The sequence below is a fragment of the Microcystis sp. LE19-84.1B genome (genome assembly GCF_027531875.1).
Classification (GTDB): Bacteria; Cyanobacteriota; Cyanobacteriia; order Cyanobacteriales; family Microcystaceae; genus Microcystis; species Microcystis panniformis.
Genome location: NZ_JAPZSR010000103.1, coordinates 1 through 19798 on the forward strand (window position 1 = coordinate 1; position 19798 = coordinate 19798).

The following is a 19798-nucleotide window of genomic DNA, read 5'->3' on the forward strand; positions in this document are numbered from 1 at the left end:
TTTTCTCTTTCTCGCTCCATACCCCTTTTAATGCTATATATTCTCATTAACCCTTTTAACCTTTGAATTAATTTTAGTTATTATGTACTACTTTAATGGCTTTTTTGATCTGTGACAGTTGAGGGTGCGGAATGTGGGTTAAAGTTATTCCCCCATCCGACGGGCATCGGTGGGGGACAAGAATTAGTCTATTAGGAGTTTACCAAAATGTCAGAAGACAGATTAGAGCGGATCGAGAGAATAGTGGAATCGAACGCTCGCGCTATTCAAGCCCTAGCTGATGCCGTCGCTAGTGACCGCGAGGAACGGAAACAGGAGAAAAAAGGGCTTTACGATTACCTAGCTCGAATAGCAAGCGCACAATCAGATTTTTATGAGACTCAAGCCGATTTTTACCGGCATCTAGAGAGAATGGATGATCGACACGCTCAAATGATTGAAATCATCCGACAGATTAACAAGAACAGAAGCGATCAAGCCTAACCTCTAGAAGTTGCCCGTAGCCGTGCCTACGGGCTTAATTAAGCCCGTAAATATTTCGATAATGGGGTTGATGCTATAGCAGTTTTTATCAGAATGAGGCATGGGCAAGGGGCTTAAGCCCTTTGTTGGCAAAACTTGTTGATACCTCAGTAACGTGAAAAGCGCTATAAATAGCAGTTTCCCAGCATCTTTTCACTGTTTACTGTTTACCGGACGGCTACGCCGTGCCTTTGGCAACACTGAAAAAGGCGGGATCGGCCGGGATCGAACCGGCGGCCTAGTGCTTAGGAGGCACTCGCTCTATCCAACTGAGCTACGACCCCAATTTTTTCCCTAACCATGATAAGACATCCACGGCTAAACTGTTGATTGCCGTGGATTATTTAGGGTTTGCTGAATAAATCTAACAACCTTGTTGGATAAGGTTTTTAGACTTTTTTCCCTCAAAAAGTGCCGACCATTGGAGTGATTGGGGGGAAAATTCCGGGACTTTTTCCCTGAAAATTAGGTAATTGACCACCTGAAAATGGGTAAAACCCCACACCCTACCTGCCCCCCCGATGTCGGGGGGGTTGGGGGGGGTCACACCCTACCCCCACGAAAAACTTTTTGCCGCAAACCCTATTTAGGGGTTTTTTTTGGGGGGGTAATCTCGACTAATCGGCGAAAAAACACCTCGATACCCAGCTACTTTCTGTTTTATGGCCGTGACCTTGGCAGTATGTTAATTTTATTTGCCCTTGAGGGCTTTTTGAAAATTCTTGCGGTAGGCGGGATTAACAGCCAAAAGAAGCGGCCAGAACAGGGTTAGAGCTAAACGATTGGGTAAACTGGGACTAAAATTAGTGCTTCTGTACCCATTCCAGAATTTCCAACCACCGGCACCATAAACAATTATTAAGATAAAAATAACCAGTCTCATGCCATCTCATCCTTGAATTTAGAGAATTCACATCTCCTATTTTAAGCTTGGGTTTTGCCGACTTGGGAAAAGAAAATATTGTTCTGAATCGGGGGGACGGTGTTAGAATGCCGGTTAGGAACTGGCTCGATCGAGGTCGGGAAACTAAAGCCATAATTTGGAAAAACTATTTAAAAACGGCGAAAAGATAGCCTTGGGAGGAAATTATGCGAGCGGTATTAATGGCAGGTGGTTCAGGGACAAGATTACGTCCGCTTACTTGTGATCTTCCCAAACCGATGGTCCCGATTCTCAACCGTCCCATCGCCGAACATATTATTAATTTACTACGAAAGCATGACATTACCGAAATTATCACCACCCTGCACTATCTCCCCGATGTCATGCGCGACTACTTTCAAGACGGCAGCGACTTTGGGGTAAAAATCACCTACGCTGTCGAGGAGGATCAACCCCTAGGCACCGCAGGATGTGTGAAAAATATTGCCGAATGGTTAGATGATACCTTTCTGGTGATTAGTGGCGATAGTATCACCGATTTTGACCTGCAAAAAGCGATCGCATTCCATAAAAGTAAAAACTCGAAAGCAACCCTCGTCCTGACGCGGGTTGCCAATCCGATCGAATTTGGGGTAGTGATTACCGACAAAGAAGGCAGAATTCGCCGTTTTATCGAAAAACCATCCACCAGCGAGATTTTTTCCGATACTGTCAACACCGGAACCTATATTCTCGAACCAGAAGTCCTCGATTATCTCCCCTACAAAGAAGAAGCCGACTTTTCTAAAGATTTGTTTCCGCTGCTGCTGCAAAGGGGCGAACCTATGTATGGTTATGTGGCCGATGGTTATTGGTGCGATGTCGGTCATCTGGAGGCCTACCGAGAAGCGCAATACGACGCTTTATCCGGCAAAGTTAACCTGGAATTTCCCTATCGAGAAAAATCCCCCGGAGTGTGGGTCGGCACTAATACCTATATCGATCCTAGCGCCCAGATTGAGGCCCCAGCCATGATCGGCAATCATTGTCGTATTGGTGCAAATGTTCTGATCGAGAGGGGTTCGGTTATCGGCGATAATGTCACCATCGGTGCCGGTTCCGATCTGAAACGTCCCATCCTCTGGAATGGTGTGGTGATCGGGGATGAGGTCAATTTAGCCGCTTGTACGATCGCTAGGGGAACCAGAATCGATCGACGGGCCCAGGTACACGAAGGTGCGGTGATCGGACAATTATCGATCGTGGGGGAAGAAGCGCAGATCAATTCCGGGGTCAGAGTCTGGCCGAGTAAACAGATCGAATCGGGAGCCATCCTCAATATTAACCTGATTTGGGGAAATACTGCCCATAAAAACCTCTTTGGTCAACGAGGAGTATCGGGACTCGCTAACATCGATATCACGCCCGAATTCGCCGTTAAACTGGGGGCAGCCTACGGTTCCATCCTGAAACCGGGGTCAACGGTAATCGTCTCCCGGGATCAACGCAGTGTCTCGCGCATGGTCAGTCGATCGCTGATTGCCGGTTTAATGTCCGTGGGGGTGAATATCCAAAACCTACAAGCGAATGCTTTACCGATTTCCCGGACTTTAGTGGCTAAATTAAACGTAGTCGGTGGCATTCACGTCCGTATCCATCCCGATCGCCCGGATTTTCTCTTAATCGAGTTTTTAGACGAAAAAGGAATTAATGTTTCCAAAGCCAAGGAAAAGAAAATCGAAGGGGCCTATTTCAAAGAAGATCTGCGACGGGTGGGAATGCAGGAAATCGGCAGTATGTCCTATCCGGCTGATATTCTCGATAATTACCGCAAAACCTTTGAAACTCAGCTAAATGTGGAGGCTATTCGCAATAGTGGTTCCAAAATCGTCATTGATTACGCCTACGGAGTCTCAGGGGCAATTTTACCAGAATTACTGGCCAAATTTGGCTGTGATGCCGTGGTTCTCAATGCCAGTTTACGTCAGAATGCCCTTTCCATGCAGGAAAGAGAGTTACTAATCCATCAATTGGGCCATGTGGTGGAGGCCCTGAAAGCGAACTTAGGTGTACAGGTTTCGGCCAACGGGGAACAATTAGTCCTCGTCGATGAGAGTGGTTTATCGATTCGCGGGGAACAATTAACTGCTCTAATGGTGAATACAATTCTGACCGCCCATCCTCGCGGTACAGTGGTAGTGCCGGTTCATGCTTCTAGTGCCGTGGAACAGATCGCACGTCGTCACGATGGCCGGGTGGTGCGGACAAAAGCCAGTCCTAGCGCTTTAATGGAAGGATGTCAAACCAATCCTAATGTGGTTTTAGGAGGATCTGGGCAAACTGGCTTTATTTTTCCGCAATTACATCCCGGTTTCGATGCCATGTTCAGCGTGGCGAAACTTTTGGAGATGTTAACCATTCAGGAACGTTCTCTAGCTCAGGTGCGGGCCGAGTTACCGCGCATTTACAATAAGAATACGGCGGTGCGTTGTCCTTGGAAAGTCAAGGGCTCCCTGATGCGCTATCTAGTGGAGACTCACGCGGATCTTAATCTAGAGTTGATCGATGGGGTGAAGGTGATTAATCCCCTTAATGATGACTGGGTATTGATTTTACCCGATGCTGGAGAACCTTTAGTGCATATCTATGCTAACAGTGAGCAGCGGGAATGGGTCGATCGGACAATTAAAGAATATCGTCATCGTGTGCAGTATTTCGTCGAACATTACCAGGGCGAAATAGTGATGATTTAGGATTTTTTTGCCCTATTAGCCCCGGAAACTTGACTATGATGACTTTTTTGACCTAAAAGGTGGCGTAGCCCTGTAGATGCTCATTTTTCCCAGAAAAGCAAGGCGATTCGATCGGCCGCCGCCTCACCGGTGCGGATCGCTCCCTCAAAAAATCCCGGCCAGCGATCGGCCATTTCTGTGCCGGCCCAGTGAATCGGTCCGACGGGAGTAAAAAGAGCCTCGCCGAAACTTGTCCAGACTCCGGGGGGCATAAAAGCGGAATATGCGCCACCAGTCCAGGGATCCCCGGGCCAATCCACCTCATCATAACTGATCGGCAAAAAGGCCTCTTGACCGAAATAAATAGCTAAATCCGAGAGGACGGCGGCACGACGCGCCGGACTACTCATGGAGCGCCAACGACTATAGCGATCGCCAACCACAAAGGTGGCGATTACCCCGACGCCGGTTTCGGGATCCGAACTATCAGCACAGAGTTCCAACCATTGACAATTCCCTTGAGCAAGTCCCGCTAGTCCCTGTTTTCGCCAGAAAGGTTGCTCGTAGGAAATCAGGATTTTAGCGCAGCATCCCATCGGTACTCGTTGGGTTAGTTGTTGTCGCTGGGGTGGCAGCGGGGGATCATAAATAATGCGGCCGGCAAGATGGGGCGGCATGGCAATGATGGCAAATTTGGCGGTAAAAGTGTTCTGGCTGGTTTCTATGGTCACGCCGGCCGAGTCATAATTAAGGCGAAAAACCGGTTCCCCCAGTCGAATTCGCTCTCCTAATTCCGCCGCGATCTTGTCGGGAATTTGTCCCGCTCCGCCATGGATCAGTTCGGCTTCTGGATGTTCGGCCTGAGGGGCGCAATTTTGTCCCCAAAGAACGTGCAGCAGTGAGACTTGTTGGGGTTCGGCCGGCCCGAGAAACCCCACTGCACGGGCCATATAAGCAAAATACCATTGACCAAAATCTGTGCTTGTGTTTTCTTCAATCCACTGAGCAAAAGTTTTACTGTCTAGTTTTTTGGTGTGATCGTTGCTTTGGGGATAACCTGAAGGTAGGGTTTTGGCTAGTTCTTGAAAACGCGCCCATGCTGACATCGCATCTTGCCATTCTTCCGTGCCGATATCGGGTACTTCTCCCTCGTGGAAACCTTGAAAAAAACCATTGAATTCATAGCGTTTGTTGTTGAACACTAGGACGGTTTTTCCCTGATTGGGAGAGGGAAAACGACGTATTTTATACTCGTCGAGGAGGGCTAAAAAACGCTCTTGGGTTGGGCCCACCCACTGACCACCTCGATCGATCCACTGTCCGGAGGGGAGATATTGACCAGACATTCTGCCACCGTAACGATTTCGCGCTTCGATTACCAGAACTTGATGACCTCGCCTCTGGAGATTACGCGCGGCGATTAATCCTGCTAATCCCGCCCCGATCACGATACACTCATAGCTAGTCAATTGGAGATTTGCCATGATTTTAGCTCCACAGAATATTTGATAATTAACAATTATTATTCTCCCCGATTTTTCCCTCAGTTTCTCTATCCATTGGCTCTTTTGATTAAATTATCTGCTGCCATCAATGTTTGATCTTCTTAGCGATCGCTTAAGCCAACACCTAGAACAAATTGTCCGAGAAAGAAACCCTTTTTTCTCTAGTCAAGGACATTTTTATGTGCGAGAATACCTGCGGCAAGAGTTAGGACAGTGGGGAAAGTTTGAATCACATTTTTTCACTTTTCAGGGAAAAGTTTATGAAAATTTAATCTTGGATTTGCCTAACAACAGTCAAAAACCCCTGATTTTAATTGGCGCTCATTATGACACGGTGCCGGGGTCGCAAGGGGCTGACGATAACGCCACGGGATTAGCGGTATTATTAGAATTAGCGAGGTTTTTTGGGGAGAATCAGGCTAATTATCCAATTCGTTTAATTGCCTTCGATCTAGAAGAATACGGATTACTGGGGAGCATTGCATATTCGGAAAAATTAAAACAAACTAAGCAGGATTTAAGGTTAATGTTATCCTTAGAAATGCTCGGTTACTGTGATAAAAATCCCCATTCTCAAAAATATCCAGCTTTTCTAGAATATTTTTACCCCAACACTGGGGATTTTATCGCTTTGATTGGCAATCTCAAAACCCGCGAGGATTTAATTTTTCTCAGTCGAGTCATGAGAGAAAATCAAACTCCCTGCGAATGGTTGCCGGTAATTTTTGGAGGTTATATCGTCCCCGATACTCGACGCAGCGATCATTCTCCCTTTTGGGATTGCGGTTATTCGGCAATTATGGTGACAGATACTGCTAATATGCGTAATCCCTACTATCATAGTCCTCGGGATACAATCGCTACTTTGGACTTAAATTTCCTAACAAGAGTCTGTCAAGGTCTCTGTTTTGGATTGCAATCTTTACCGATGAGATAAAAGTTAGCGTTAGCGTAACGCACCAATCCCAGTTAGAAACCCAACATTCTTAACGACATTGATGTGGTTGGGTTTCGCTCAAGCGTCACTAATATTTGACAGACAAGAGTTATTATTGCTCAACCCAACCTACTGCTTAAGTCACTTGTCTTAGCAAAATTAAAGTCTATCCCGTGTTTTTCCCTATCGATGTTGTTCTTTCGATCATCTCACTCAAACTGGATTTTTTGTACTTCACCGCCGAACAATTTTTAAAAATTCCCTTGGTGTAACGATCTCTGTTTTCCCATAGCGTTGCAGTATAAGCAAATCATTGTCACCAGTAATAAGATAGCGTGCTTCCCCACTGGTTGCCAGATTTAGGAATTTATTATCGTCTCGATCTCGGCAAATTTCAGTGTGGTGAGTAGGTTTAATCAGCAGCGAAATTTCCAAAATTGTTACTAGCAGTTGTCGGCGCTGCTCCAGTGTAATGTACCTCTCGAACTTTGGGAGAAGAAGTTTCGTGACCAACTCGCATATAGTTGCGGGACTTTGCAGAATAATAAAGTTATTAATCGCGTATTCTACAGCCAAAGCTGGTGTTGTCGTACTGCTTAAGGCGAAGCTTATAAAGACGTTCGTATCGATAACTATGGGTTCACGATTCATCTACTAAAAGCTCTTCCAACTTCTCATCAGTCAATCCCTGACTCTTGGCATAAGCACGAATTTCATTCACCACTTCCATCAAGGTTTGGGTGGTTTCGTCCTGTTCGTTCCCCGTCATCTCATGATTCTCGATGGTGAAATCGACACACGCATGAGCGGACAAACCTAACTGCTCGATCGCTGTGGGAATCTCGCTAATTTTAACGTTTCGGATCGTTGCTTTCATATTTTCAAAGTAGCACAAATACAAATTGAGTTATTATTCTTCAGCTTGTAGTGTAGTGTAGCGTGTAGGGTGTGTTAGCGTTAGCGTAACGCACCAATCCCAGTTAGAAACCAAACATTATTGACGACATTAGTGTGGTTGGGTTTCGCTCAAGCGTCGCTAATAGTAGCATCCTAACATCGGCAACAGATAAACCTCCGTTAAGCATCTGTAACCATTGCTGGCGAACAGAATTTCGTTGGACAGGATCAGTAATGTGTTCAAAACAGTCATTGTAGTATGACATATTTTTTCCTCCGAATCACTTATGATGTCATTTTAACCGTTCAGAGGGCGTTTATCAAGCCGCCATTAGTTTTGTAATGGGGATTTATGTCCCGCTCCAAAAACTTTTCGCCTTAAGGCGAGGTTTTAGACTCGATTTTTTCGATAAAAGCAGACCACGAGAGAATTTTTCACAGCACTAAAGCTCTGCAATAATTATCACTTTAAGCGGTGACATTTTCTGTTTCTGCTGGTTGAATTTCCGGCATTTCTACTTTAATTAAACTCACTTTAGCACGATAAAGTAGTTTTTCCCCATGACGATAGCCCCGATAACGAACTAAAACGGGTGTACCGATTGCTGCTTGACCATCGATCAATTGATGGATTTGCGGATCGTAACTAACATGATCACCGACACTGTCAATTGGTTGCACTCCCCAGCGCTCCAGTAACTGCATAATCGGTTTGACTAAAGAGAGGATTTTGACCGCTGCTAGGTCAGTATTTTTGCGGGCAACGGCCTCGGCTGTAGGCCATTGAACTAACCAAGATTCGATCGCTTCGATGCTTTGACGTTGAAATTCTGCGGCTAATTCGTCTTTTTGCTGGTCTAATTTTTGCTGTAAATTTTGATACTCTTGTTCGAGAATTTTTAATTCCCCTGAATGATCCTCTGGCTGCATAGTCGGAATTTGAAAATGAGCGAGAAGCTCGCTAACTGGCAGCTGCAGCCCATTAGCTAATTTCACCAAAGATTCAGAGGATAATTTGGCGATTAAACCATGGCGAACTCTCTGCAATTGCCAAGAAGATAGACCCGATAACTGACTCAATTCTTCCAGATTTTTACAGCCAATTTCTGCCATTAACTGCTCTAATTTTTGCCGATGATATTTATATAAGGACTCATTCATGGGACTTCTCAGCTTAAGCGATATGTTTAGCTAAAACGGATTTAGGAGCGCGACGAACTCGACAGAGAATTGTTTCTTTACCGAGACGCTGATGAGCGGCAAAGCGATGGCAACCGGAAAAACCGTAGTAGTTACCATCCACCTCCAAAACATCGATCGGTTCTCGTAATCCCTCCTCAGCGATCGATTGCATCAACTGATTAACTTTTTCGGGATCGGTTTGTCGCGGTAAAGGACGACGAATTTGGGACAGAGGAATGTTTTTAATTTCCATAGTGTCTTCACTATAGCACATTTAGGCTAAACTGAAGATAAGTTGACTCGGTTGCTGATGCAGTGGTCTGCCTCGCTGCCGGTAGTTTTCTGGCCACAGACAAGATTCTATCACCCAATCCTCTCCTTTTCTGACTATGACTATTCCTCCTATCAATGAAAAAATTATCCGGCAAAATAGCACCAATGCTTCCTATCAGCGCGGTCAATATTATTACGATAGCGGTGCAGTTATTTCTCTTTGGCAACGGGGGCAAAATCTACAAGCTTTAGTGAGTGGTAGTGAGGTTAAACCCTATCGAGTTGCCATAGATTTTAACCAAGAAAACCTTGAGAATGTCTCCTGTTCCTGTCCCTACGATTATGAGGGTTGGTGTAAGCATATTGTGGCGGTTTTATTAACCTGTTCTCGCCAACCAGAATTAATTATTAAAAAAGCATCTTTAGAGGAGTTATTGACACCGATCGATGAAAGTAAATTAAGAAAATTGCTTAATCATTTAGTGGCTAAACACCCAGAAATTATCGAGACAATTGATAAGTTTTTAGTGCCAGCTACCCCAGTTAATAAAGCGGGAGGGAAGATAACTATTAATGTCAAAGCTTATCGTAATACTGTCCGTAATGAACTGCGGCAATCCCTGCGAGCGATCGAGGAAGATTACTACGAAGAAGATCCAATTTCTAATGAAATTTATGCTCTAGTAGATGAGGCCAAAGATTATTATCAAAAGGGAGAACCAGATAATGCGATCGCTATTTTAGAAGCAATTATTAGCGCCTGTATCGAGGAATGGGATAATTTAGAAGATTACGGTGCTGTTAATGATGATTTAAGTGCTAGAATCGATCGAGTTTTAACTGGGGCAATTTTAAGTAAAGAATTTAATCCCCAAGAAAAGCAAGATTTAAGGGAAAAAATCGAGCAATGGCAGCATGAATGGAGTGCCGATTTTGAGATGAGTTTAGCAGCCTTACAACAGGGATGGGACGATCCAGTTTTAGAGAAGATTTTACGGGGAGAATCGGCTAATTTTTCAGAAATGTGGTCAGATAATATCCCCTATTATGCCCAAACATTAACTTCTATTCGCTTAGAAATTTTCGAGAAACAGGAAAAAGATCAGGAGTATTTGAATCTAGCTTTAGCTTCAGGACAAGTGGTAGAATACCTAACTAAGTTAGTCTATCTCGATCGCATTGAGGAAGCGATGGCAGCATCAAAAAACATGATAACTAAAAACGATGAAGCCTTCTTTTTTGCCAAAGCTTTACGCGATGAATCCGCACCAGAATCCGCTCTCATAATTGCCAGGGGTGGTCTAAATTTCCCTGGGAATTATTATTATCAATTAGCTCTCTGGACAAGTGAACTAGCGCAATCTTTAGGGGATATAGATACAGCTTTGGCTGCTAGAATTAAGGCATTTCAAGACCAACCTTCCTTTTCCCATTACCAAAAAATTGAGTCTTTAGCTGGGGAAGATTGGCCCGATTTAAAATTAGATTTGTTAGATTACTTGCGCGAGTTTAGCGGTGGACGTTCCACAGAGGCTAAAATCGATATATTTCTCCACGAAAATTTAGTTAGAGATGCAATTAAAGTCGTTTCTGATAATTCCTATGTGCAGTCTCATCTAATTTGGCGGATAATGGATGCGGCTGCTACCGTCGATCCTAACTGGGTAATCGATCGCGCGCGTCCTCCTGCGGAAAAGATACTCGACGAAAAAAAGGCTGATCGCTACGAAGAAGCGATTAAATGGCTGAAAAAAGCTCGTAATGCCTTTTATATGTCGGGAAGACGGGAAGAATGGCAAACTTATCGGGAAAGTTTAATTAAGGAACACGGACGCAAATCGAAATTTATGGGGTTATTTAAACATCAGGATTTACAATAATTTAAGCTTGTGGCGGTCAGTTATCGGCTAGAATCAGGCTGTTTTTAGCTTCTAGAGCGTGAATTGTCCTAATCTTAGGCCTAGTGATATTTTGGGGCAAAGTAGAGTATAATAGAAGATTGGTCTAAACTTATCTCCAGACTACTTATACTGAATATTCATTGTCAAAAAATATGACTGAAACTATTCGCTTTTTGATGTGTTCTCCCGATCATTACGATGTGGATTATGTGATTAATCCTTGGATGGAGGGCAACATTCACAAATCTTCCCAGGAAAAAGCTAGGCAACAATGGCAGCAGCTTTATCATATTCTCAAAGATCGGGCGCTCGTGGATTTAGTCCCACCAGAAAAAGGCTGGCCCGACATGGTTTTTACCGCTAATGCAGGTTTAGTTCTGGAAAAAATAGTCGTTCTCAGTCGCTTTTTACACAAAGAAAGACAGGGAGAAGAACCCTATTTTAAACAGTGGTTTGAAGACAACGGTTTTACAGTTCACGAACTGCCCAAAGATTTACCCTTTGAAGGTGCAGGAGACGCATTATTAGATCGGGAAGGACGCTGGTTATGGGCAGGATATGGCTTCAGAACTGAGTTAGATTCCCACCCTTTAATCGCTAAATGGCTCGATATTGAGGTTTTATCCCTACGTTTAATCGATGAACGTTTCTATCACCTTGATACCTGTTTTTGTCCCCTTAGTGGTGGTTATCTACTCTACTATCCCGATGCTTTTGATGCCTATTCTAATCGGTTAATTGAGTTAAAAATTCCCGAAGAAAAACGCATTATCGTTGAAGAAGCTGATGCGGTTAACTTTGCTTGTAATGCTGTGAATATCGGTCAAGTAATCGTCATGAATAAAATTAGTGACGATTTACAATATAAGTTAGTGTCAAAAAGCTTTGAAGTGGTACAAACTCCCCTGACCGAGTTCTTAAAAGCAGGAGGTGCGGCCAAATGTTTAACCCTGCGTACCACGGAACCCTTAATTCCAGACCATCACGCTAATGTCACCATTGAAAGTCGCATTCTCCAGTTAGAAGGTCATCTGCTCGACGCGGGAATTATGAATAAAGCTCTCGATGTTGTGGTGGGAAATGGCGGCAGTTTCAAGGTTTTAAACTTCACTTTGGGGATTGAGCGCCAAAGTACCTCCTCGGCCGAAGTGCGCGTTTCTGCACCCTCTCACGAGGTAATGGAGGAGATCATGGTACAATTGATCGACCTCGGTGCGGCCGCTCGTCCCCAAGAAATCTGTGATGTCAATACCGCAGTGGTGGCACAAGATGGGGTCGCTCCCGATGATTTTTATGTCAGCACCATCTATCCCACGGAAGTGCGGGTTAGCTGTGAATGGGTGCGGGTGGAAAATCAACGCATGGATGCAGCCATCGTCGTCACTGAAGGTGCGGAAGGCAAAACGGCAAAATGTACTCTGCTGCGGGATTTAAAAGCTGGCGATCGCGTCATGGTGGGAGTTGAGGGCATCCGTACTATCCGACAGGCGGAATCCAGGGAACAACGCAACAGCACCCAGGAATTTACCTTTATGGGTGCGGGGGTTTCTAGCGAGCGCCGAGTCGAGTTAACCGTGGAGCAGATTGCCTGGGAAATGCGTAAAATTCGCGACCAGGGCGGTAAAGTGGTAGTAACGGCAGGTCCGGTGGTCATTCACACTGGAGGAGCGCAACATCTCTCCCGTTTAATCCGCGATGGTTACGTTCACGCTTTACTGGGGGGAAATGCGATCGCAGTTCACGATATGGAACAGGCGATCATGGGTACTTCTTTAGGGGTGGATATGCAGAAAGGCATCCCGGTGCGCGGTGGCCATCGTCACCACCTCAAGATTATCAACCTCATCCGTCGCCACGGCAGCATCGCCAAAGCTGTATCGGCCGGGGTATTGACAAAAGGCGTAATGTATGAATGCGTCAAGAATAATATCCCCTTCAGTTTGGCCGGTTCAATTCGCGATGATGGTCCGCTTCCAGATACGGAGATGGATTTAATTAAAGCACAGGAAGAATATTCCCGCTTAATTCAAGGTGCAGACATGATTCTCATGCTCTCTAGTATGCTCCATTCCATCGGTGTGGGCAATATGACACCGGCGGGGGTGAAAATGGTCTGTGTTGATATTAACCCGGCCGTGGTGACAAAATTAAGCGATCGAGGTTCCGTAGAATCCGTGGGTATCGTCACCGATGTGGGTTTATTCCTGAGTCTGTTAACCCAACAGTTGGATAAGTTAACCCGTCCCTTGGTAGAAACGGTTTAAAACCGCAAGTAAATCCTCTAGAGACGTTTCTAGAAGCGTCTCTTTTTTAATTATTCCCATAATTGGCGATACTGCCGATCAGATGCTATCAATGAACCTTCTAAAAAACAAAGAAAGAATCCGTTTTATTGACCTCTTTTGTGGTTTGGGAGGGTTTCGAGTCGCAATTGAACAAGTTTGTCGCCAACAAAACTTAGAATCTGATTGTGTCTTTTCCTGCGATATAGATAAAGACGCTCAGGCAATTTATCACGCTAATTTTGGCGACCAACCCCAGGGAGATATTACCGAAATCGCTGCCCTAGATATTCCCAATCATGATATTTTAATGGCGGGATTTCCCTGTCAACCCTTTAGTATTTGTGGTGATTTAAAGGGATTTGACGACACCAGAGGCACGCTATTTTTTGAGATTGCTCGCATTTTAAAAGCCAAACAACCCGCAGCATTTATTCTGGAAAATGTCAAGCAATTGCAGGGACATCAACAGGGAAAAACCTTAGAAGTTATTCTCGATACTCTGCAAGATTTAGATTACCATACCGATTATCGGGTTTTGAATGCGCTTAATTTTGGTTTACCGCAAAAACGAGAACGGATTTTTATCGTTGGTTTCCGAGAAGCGCGGGGTTTTATCTGGCCAAAACCAGCTTTATCTAGAACAAGTTTAACGGAAATATTAGAGGAAAATGTCTCGGATTTTTATTATGCTTCCGAAAAAATTCAAAAAAGTCGCCTTCTGAAAAGAGAGGGGAAAAAACCTTATAGTGAACCGACTATCTGGCACGAAAATAAAGGAGGAAATGTCAGTGCTTATCCCTATTCCTGTGCCTTGCGAGCAGGAGCATCCTATAATTATTTGTTAGTGGATGGGAAAAGACGTTTAACAGCAAGGGAAATGCTCCGTTTACAAGGTTTTCCCGATGATTATCAAATTGTCGGCAGTTATCAAACTATGCGAAAATTAACGGGTAATAGTGTAGCGATTTCCTGCGTAGCTGCTGTGGTTAATTCTGTAATCGAGTCTTTGTTAGATGTTGAGCAAGCATCAACTAATTCATTCTCGTTCAATCGAACTACTCAATTAAGTTTATTTTCGACTCAGGAGTTTTAGATAGTGGTAAGTATTCAAGACGCTAAAATGAGACTTGATAGCATTATTGCTAAAGCTAGAATTGACTTGTATAAGCCAATTCAAATTGCCGAAGTTCTCAGAAAATCTCGGTTAGAAAAAAATATCAAAATTTTAGATTTAAAGACTTATCAAAATCAATCTATTCGTTGGCGAGATGAAGTAACAATAAGATTGCTTAATAAAGTTTCTACATCTTCTGCTAGATATCAACATGATGTATGGAGTACCACAGCCATGTCTCCTGAGTTACTGGAAATTCTTGATCGAGAAAATAAGCGAACACGGGGAGGTGTAGAACGTTATATTTATTTAAAATTTAGTGAAAGACAAGCCACTGTATCAAGTTTAATTGACTATATAGACAGTCAAAATGAGAAAAGTTTTGATTTAAAATATTTATTAGATGAGTTTAGTGCTAAAGCAGGAATCCGCAGAAGTATAGACAAAGCATACGAGATTATAGCTTATAGTTTATTTGAAACCATTGTAGTATCTCTGGAGGCAGAGATCACAATGTCTATACCTTCAATCAAACAAGATTTATTAAACGAGTTTTCTGATTTAGCTAAAGCCTTACTTGGTTTAGATAAGAACCAAAATAAGCGAGTATTTAAGGCTCATATTTATAGAGTAGGAGTGACGAATGCAGCCGATAGAGGATTAGATATGTGGGCAAATTTTGGCATAGCTATTCAAATAAAACATTTAACCCTTGATGAAGAAATAGCTCAAAATATTATCGATAAAGTAGAAAGCGATCATATAGTTATTGTTTGCCGTGATGCTCATGCTGATGTCATCAAAATTATAGCTCAACAAATCAGTTGGGGACAAAGAGTGCGTGGCATAATACTTGAATCAGAGCTAATTAATTGGTATAACAGATGTTTGCGAGGTGAATTTTCTAATTTGTTGGCCAAACCTTTACTTCAGTATCTAAGTGATAACTTTAGAAAAGAATTTCCTCAGTCTATTGCTTTAATAGATTTTTTAGAGGAAAGAAAGTATTTGAAGTTAAAAATAAGAGACGATGATATTTGGGCTATTGGTTAGATTAGCAAAAATGGTAATTAAGTCAAGAAAACAAAAACTATCAAAAAGTCCCTCCTGTCTCCTGCTGTCAACCCATTGATTAGGATTTTTCTTAGCCACAAAAGTTTTGGGAGCGTCAAAGATTTTAGGCAAGGATGTGGAACGCTTCATTTGATTTGGTGTAACAGAAAATGGCTGTCGATTTTACAATCTAAGACCTTAAATCGAAATCTATTGCCCTATTTTAGCTGAAACTATTTTTATCGGTATTTTTAACCAATTATCAGAGAAAATTTACCCACTAGAGTCGCCCTAGCTTGCTTTCTTTTTGTATAATACTAAATCCGGTTATTAAGAAGTAGGTAGGCGTTAAAAGTTGTCAGACACCCCCCTTATCAAGGGGGGCAGGGGGGATCCCCCCGCCTATCGGCACCCCCCTTATCAAGAGGGGCAGGGGGGATCGAACCTAAAATCCATTTTTAATTTAATTATAACCAGCTACTTAAAGACTGATTATTTATTCCCCTTTTTGCATGAGTGCATGAGCAGAAAACGGGTTTCTCCGAGAAACCCGTTTTCTGTGCGTTACTCAACGGATTTAGTATAATAGGGGTTAATCTTCCCACACTTGTCAAACGGCTATGAGTCTCTGTCTCAATCCCGATTGTTCGCACAAAAACACCCCCACGGATAAATTCTGTCATAAGTGCGGTTCTCAATTACTGCTCAGAGAACGTTATCGAGCGCTAAAATTAATCGGTCAAGGGGGTTTTGGTAAGACATTTCAAGCCATAGATGAGGATAAACCCTCAAAACCCTATTGTGTGATTAAACAATTTTTCCCGTCAGCGCAGGGAACAGGAACTTTACAAAAAGCAGCAGAATTATTTAAAGAAGAAGCGATTCGTTTAGATAGTTTGGGAAGATACCCACAAATCCCCGAACTTTACGCCTATTTTACCGCTAATGACGGGCGACAATATCTCGTACAGGAATATATCGAAGGACAAAATCTCGAACAAGAATTAAAAGAGGAAGGAGTATTTAACGAAGCAAAAATTAAACATCTTTTGTCAGAGATTTTACCAATTCTAGAATTTATTCATAGTAAACAAGTAATTCATCGCGACATTAAACCCGAAAATATTATTCGCAGAAAAAGCGATAATAAATTGATTTTAGTGGACTTTGGGGCAGCAAAATTTGTCAGTCCTTTAAATCGTTCCATGACAGGAACAATTATCGGTTCTGCTGAATATATTGCCCCAGAACAGGGAAATGGTAAGGCAGTTAATGCTAGTGATTTGTATAGTTTGGGTGTAACTTGCCTTTATTTATTAACTGGAATATCTCCCTTTGATTTATTCGATGGGGGGGAACACCAATGGGTATGGCGACAGTGGTTAGTTAATAATCCTGTTAGTAGTGAGTTGGGGAATATTCTGGATAAATTAATCGAATTTGGCACGAAAAAACGCTATCAATACGCTTCGGAAGTGTTGCAAGCTTTGCAGATAAAAACATCGGTCTCTATACCCCAGACAACTATTCAAAAACCCGTTAATCCCGTTATTTCCGTTCCCCAAACTCCCCCATCTATTCAGCTTAAAAGTGCCAAGGGAATCGATTATCGGAACTTAGAAGATTTATTAAAACGGCAGCAATGGGAGAAAGCGGACGCAGAAACCGCAACAGTGATGCTACAGGTCGCCAATCGCACAAAAGAGGGATGGTTTCGGGTAGAAGATATCGATAATTTTCCCTGCGAGGATTTGCGAACCATTGACCAATTATGGTTGAAATATAGTAACGGAAAATTTGGCTTTTCTGTGCAGGCGAAAATTTACCGCGAACTCAGTGGGACGCGGGAGTATAATGAAAGAGTTTGGAACGCTTTCGGAGATAGGGTAGGCTGGCGAGTGAATAATTGGATATACAGCTACTGGAATTGTACTTTTGACCTAAAAGCACCCCTAGGACACCTCCCGTTTTTATTGACGATAGCCGACAACAGGACATTTGACGGATATATTGACGAGACCGGGACGCTAAGGAGGGGACATTTCGTGGGGGGGGCGTGGTTTTATAGGTCTCTCGCGTCGAGACTTGTAAAATGTAACATATAAACGTTACAGCCTCGTAGGTTGGGTTGACGCAAGGAAACCCAACAAAGAGTAACCTTTGGGGTTGTTGGGTTTCGCTTAAACAATCAAATTGAGCCATTTTCGACCCAGTATTGTGTCGCTCAACCCAACCTACAATAATTGCTTATATTAATTTCTGATTAATTGCCAATTCATTGCCGACACAAGAGTTAAAGCGATAACAATTCATTGCTGTATGTAACAATACAGAATAAGCCTCGTAGGTTGGGTTGACGCAAGGAAACCCAACAAAGAGTAACCTTTGGAGTTGTTGGGTTTCGCTTAAACAATCAAATTGAGCCATTTTCGACCCAGTATTGTTTCGCTCAACCCAACCTACAATAATTGCTTATATTAATTTCTGATTAATTGCCAATTCATTGCCGACACAAGAGTTAAAGCGATAACAATTCATTGCTGTATGTAACAATATAAGAGGAGTGCGATCGCTGATCTTGTAGGGTGCGAAAACGCGCGTGTAACGCACCGCTAATGTTTGGGATAAAATGGAGAAGTTTCAATGCGATCAAGTGCGATCGCTATGAGAAATGATCGAGGTCAAGCATGACAGTGCAACAACTTCGTTACAGAGATAGGATAGTAGAATAGAGGGGGCTACCATACGGCTGCTTCAGGCTTTGATTTAGTCTTGTCGATCAGTTATTATCATGAAAGAAAAAGTGTACTTGGATTCCACGGTTCCGAGTTATTACTTTGATGAGCGTGAAGCTCTAAAAACTTTTACCGAAATCACAAGGAAGTGGTGGTCGGAGATGTCCAGTTATTATGATTTATATATTTCGGATGCCGTGCTTCAAGAACTAACCAACGGAAACTATCCGCGTAAAGCTGAAATTATTCATTTGGTTTCGAGGATTCCTTTACTACCGCCGACTTCTGCTCTTGAACAAGTTGTCGAGTTTTATCTTGCCAACTATGTCATGCCAAGGTCTCTTGTGGGCGACGCTCTACATCTTGCCTATGCCAGCTATTTCGACATTCAATATCTCGTTACTTGGAATTGCAACCACCTAGCGAATGCTAACAAACGGAAGCATATTCGCGTTATCAATGCCCGCCTTGGTTTGTCAACACCTGAAATTGTCACACCACTTGAACTATTCAAAGAGGAGAATAACTTATGATCCACTCAGAGATTTTGCAAGAAAAAGATAAAACTCAAACAAGATTATCGGAGGAATGCACGTCTATCCATGACTATTTAGTTAAGTCTCGCATTGCTGCGGAAAAGGCTGCGGAATCCTACGGGTTTACTCTCAAGTATGCTGAAGAAATTCATAAAATTCGAGAAGAACACGGCAAAGCTTTCAACGCCAACACAACAGCCTCTTAGGTTGGCTTGAGCGAAACAATTTAGATTAATTCTGATTAATTGCCAATTCATTGCCGACACAAGAGTTAAAGCGATAACAATTCATTGCTGTATGTAACAATATAAGAGGAGTTTATCTCAGGAGTTCCACGGGATAAACTTACGAGTCTCTACTTATTGGATTATCGACTCACTTACGAAAGAAACAAGATTTGTGACTTTATTACCAGATTAAAAGAGTTAGACTAGGAAATTTGATATGTTTTCCGAAGTTCAATTAACTGAAGATTTGCCAGAATCTAATTTGTCTCGTGGCACTCACGCGATTATCGTGGATTATTGTCCTCGACCCGAAGGCCAAGAGGATGGCTATGTTTTAGAAGTGTTAAATAATCAGGGAAAAGCCTATACAGTTATCGCTGTAGAAGTTTCCAAGATTGAATCGATTCAAAATCTTAAACAGGATGAATTGCAAATTATATAATTCTGTTATTCTTAGTGGATTTAATCCCCCATCCTAGCAATGGCGAAATGGGAGCAATTTTAGAGGTTTTTAACGCTATCGGTGAGTCAATTTCAGTAGTTACTGTGCCAATTTCCGCGATTAAACCCCTACAGGCCAATGAAATATTTACCGTCCGCTCTTTGGTGAAAGTTGAATAAGTTAAAATCAAAGAGAATATCCCTATCGCTGCAATTTTAATTATCGATGAATCTCCTGAAAGATAGTAAAAAAATTCGTTTTATTGACCTCTTTTCTGGTTTGGGAGGGTTTCGATTTGCAATTGAACAAGTTTGTCGCCAACAAAACTTAGAATCTGATTGTGTTTTTTCCTGTGATATAGATAAAGACGCTCGGGCAATTTATCAGGCTAATTTTGGCGACCACCCCCGGGGAGATATTACCGAAATTGCTGCCCTAGATATTCCCAATCATAATATTTTAATGGCGGGATTTCCCTGTCAACCCTTTAGTATTTGTGGTGATTTAAAGGGATTTGAAGATACCAGAGGCACGCTATTTTTTGAGATTGCTCGCATTTTAAAAGCCAAACAACCCGCAGCATTTATTCTGGAAA

19 protein-coding genes and 1 tRNA gene are annotated in these 19798 nt (G+C 42.8%); 13 read left to right on the forward strand and 7 right to left on the reverse strand.

Going from position 1 to position 19798, the window contains the following annotated elements:
• Nucleotides 1–207 precede the first annotated feature (207 nt).
• Nucleotides 208–483 carry a hypothetical protein gene (locus tag O9324_RS06055; RefSeq protein WP_002763421.1) on the forward strand — a complete coding sequence of 92 codons (276 nt, stop codon included), beginning with the start codon at nucleotides 208–210 and terminating at the stop codon, nucleotides 481–483.
• A gap of 249 nt (nucleotides 484–732) precedes the next feature.
• On the opposite strand, the gene O9324_RS06060 is transcribed toward O9324_RS06055, so the two are convergent.
• Both O9324_RS06060 and O9324_RS06065 read right to left on the reverse strand, forming a co-directional pair.
• Nucleotides 733–806, reverse strand: a tRNA-Arg gene (locus O9324_RS06060).
• 407 nt (nucleotides 807–1213) lie between these two features.
• Nucleotides 1214–1405, reverse strand: coding sequence for a hypothetical protein (locus tag O9324_RS06065; protein WP_043999505.1), 192 nt, complete (start codon nucleotides 1403–1405; stop codon nucleotides 1214–1216).
• Between the two features lie 206 nt (nucleotides 1406–1611).
• Here O9324_RS06065 and O9324_RS06070 point away from each other — a divergent pair, with 206 nt between their 5' ends.
• The gene (locus O9324_RS06070; protein WP_288139729.1) at nucleotides 1612–4137 is read left to right on the forward strand and encodes a mannose-1-phosphate guanyltransferase; all 2526 of its coding nucleotides are present in this window, start codon (nucleotides 1612–1614) and stop codon (nucleotides 4135–4137) included.
• Nucleotides 4138–4217: 80 nt separating this feature from the next.
• On the opposite strand, the gene O9324_RS06075 is transcribed toward O9324_RS06070, so the two are convergent.
• Nucleotides 4218–5600: a flavin monoamine oxidase family protein gene (locus tag O9324_RS06075; RefSeq protein WP_288139730.1), complete on the reverse strand. Its 1383-nt coding sequence runs from the start codon at nucleotides 5598–5600 to the stop codon at nucleotides 4218–4220.
• A gap of 109 nt (nucleotides 5601–5709) precedes the next feature.
• On the opposite strand from O9324_RS06075, the gene O9324_RS06080 reads away from it, so the two are divergent.
• Nucleotides 5710–6558 carry a M28 family metallopeptidase gene (locus tag O9324_RS06080; RefSeq protein WP_288139731.1) on the forward strand — a complete coding sequence of 283 codons (849 nt, stop codon included), beginning with the start codon at nucleotides 5710–5712 and terminating at the stop codon, nucleotides 6556–6558.
• Nucleotides 6559–6792: 234 nt separating this feature from the next.
• On the opposite strand, the gene O9324_RS06085 is transcribed toward O9324_RS06080, so the two are convergent.
• The 4 genes from O9324_RS06085 to O9324_RS06100 form a co-directional block, all read right to left on the reverse strand.
• The gene (locus tag O9324_RS06085) at nucleotides 6793–7209 is read right to left on the reverse strand and encodes a putative toxin-antitoxin system toxin component, PIN family (protein ID WP_287629465.1); all 417 of its coding nucleotides are present in this window, start codon (nucleotides 7207–7209) and stop codon (nucleotides 6793–6795) included.
• Nucleotides 7199–7435, reverse strand: a complete 237-nt coding sequence (locus O9324_RS06090; RefSeq protein ID WP_002743252.1) for a hypothetical protein — start codon at nucleotides 7433–7435, stop codon at nucleotides 7199–7201. Before O9324_RS06090 ends, O9324_RS06085 begins: the two co-directional genes overlap by 11 nt.
• Nucleotides 7436–7923: 488 nt before the next feature.
• Nucleotides 7924–8616, reverse strand: a complete 693-nt coding sequence (locus O9324_RS06095; RefSeq protein ID WP_288139732.1) for a helix-turn-helix domain-containing protein — start codon at nucleotides 8614–8616, stop codon at nucleotides 7924–7926.
• Nucleotides 8617–8629: 13 nt separating this feature from the next.
• A complete protein-coding gene (locus O9324_RS06100) occupies nucleotides 8630–8911 on the reverse strand; it encodes a ParB N-terminal domain-containing protein (protein WP_002765183.1) in 282 nt (93 codons plus the stop codon).
• A gap of 115 nt (nucleotides 8912–9026) precedes the next feature.
• On the opposite strand from O9324_RS06100, the gene O9324_RS06105 reads away from it, so the two are divergent.
• The 10 genes from O9324_RS06105 to dcm form a co-directional block, all read left to right on the forward strand.
• Nucleotides 9027–10790 carry an SWIM zinc finger family protein gene (locus tag O9324_RS06105; RefSeq protein WP_288139733.1) on the forward strand — a complete coding sequence of 588 codons (1764 nt, stop codon included), beginning with the start codon at nucleotides 9027–9029 and terminating at the stop codon, nucleotides 10788–10790.
• Nucleotides 10791–10963: 173 nt separating this feature from the next.
• Nucleotides 10964–13075 (forward strand): bifunctional arginine dihydrolase/ornithine cyclodeaminase, encoded by a 2112-nt coding sequence (gene argZ, locus O9324_RS06110; protein WP_288139734.1) that lies wholly within the window; start codon nucleotides 10964–10966, stop codon nucleotides 13073–13075.
• Between the two features lie 91 nt (nucleotides 13076–13166).
• Nucleotides 13167–14189 (forward strand): DNA cytosine methyltransferase, encoded by a 1023-nt coding sequence (locus tag O9324_RS06115; RefSeq protein WP_288139735.1) that lies wholly within the window; start codon nucleotides 13167–13169, stop codon nucleotides 14187–14189.
• A gap of 3 nt (nucleotides 14190–14192) precedes the next feature.
• A complete protein-coding gene (locus O9324_RS06120; RefSeq protein WP_002789660.1) occupies nucleotides 14193–15263 on the forward strand; it encodes a HaeII family restriction endonuclease in 1071 nt (356 codons plus the stop codon).
• Between the two features lie 620 nt (nucleotides 15264–15883).
• Complete coding sequence (locus tag O9324_RS06125; RefSeq protein ID WP_288139736.1) at nucleotides 15884–17368, forward strand: GUN4 domain-containing protein; 1485 nt, start codon at nucleotides 15884–15886, stop codon at nucleotides 17366–17368.
• Between the two features lie 686 nt (nucleotides 17369–18054).
• The gene (locus O9324_RS06130) at nucleotides 18055–18531 is read left to right on the forward strand and encodes a type II toxin-antitoxin system VapC family toxin (protein ID WP_002763393.1); all 477 of its coding nucleotides are present in this window, start codon (nucleotides 18055–18057) and stop codon (nucleotides 18529–18531) included.
• On the forward strand, nucleotides 18528–18740 hold the full coding sequence (locus tag O9324_RS06135; protein ID WP_002789670.1) for a hypothetical protein: 213 nt from the start codon (nucleotides 18528–18530) through the stop codon (nucleotides 18738–18740). The genes O9324_RS06130 and O9324_RS06135 overlap by 4 nt, the downstream gene beginning before the upstream one ends.
• Before the next feature lie 238 nt (nucleotides 18741–18978).
• Nucleotides 18979–19203 carry a DUF4926 domain-containing protein gene (locus O9324_RS06140; protein WP_242017283.1) on the forward strand — a complete coding sequence of 75 codons (225 nt, stop codon included), beginning with the start codon at nucleotides 18979–18981 and terminating at the stop codon, nucleotides 19201–19203.
• A gap of 14 nt (nucleotides 19204–19217) precedes the next feature.
• A complete protein-coding gene (locus tag O9324_RS06145; protein WP_288139737.1) occupies nucleotides 19218–19382 on the forward strand; it encodes a hypothetical protein in 165 nt (54 codons plus the stop codon).
• A gap of 46 nt (nucleotides 19383–19428) precedes the next feature.
• Nucleotides 19429–19798 (forward strand): DNA (cytosine-5-)-methyltransferase (gene dcm / locus O9324_RS06150; protein ID WP_288139738.1); only part of this gene is annotated, 370 nt, incomplete at its 3' end.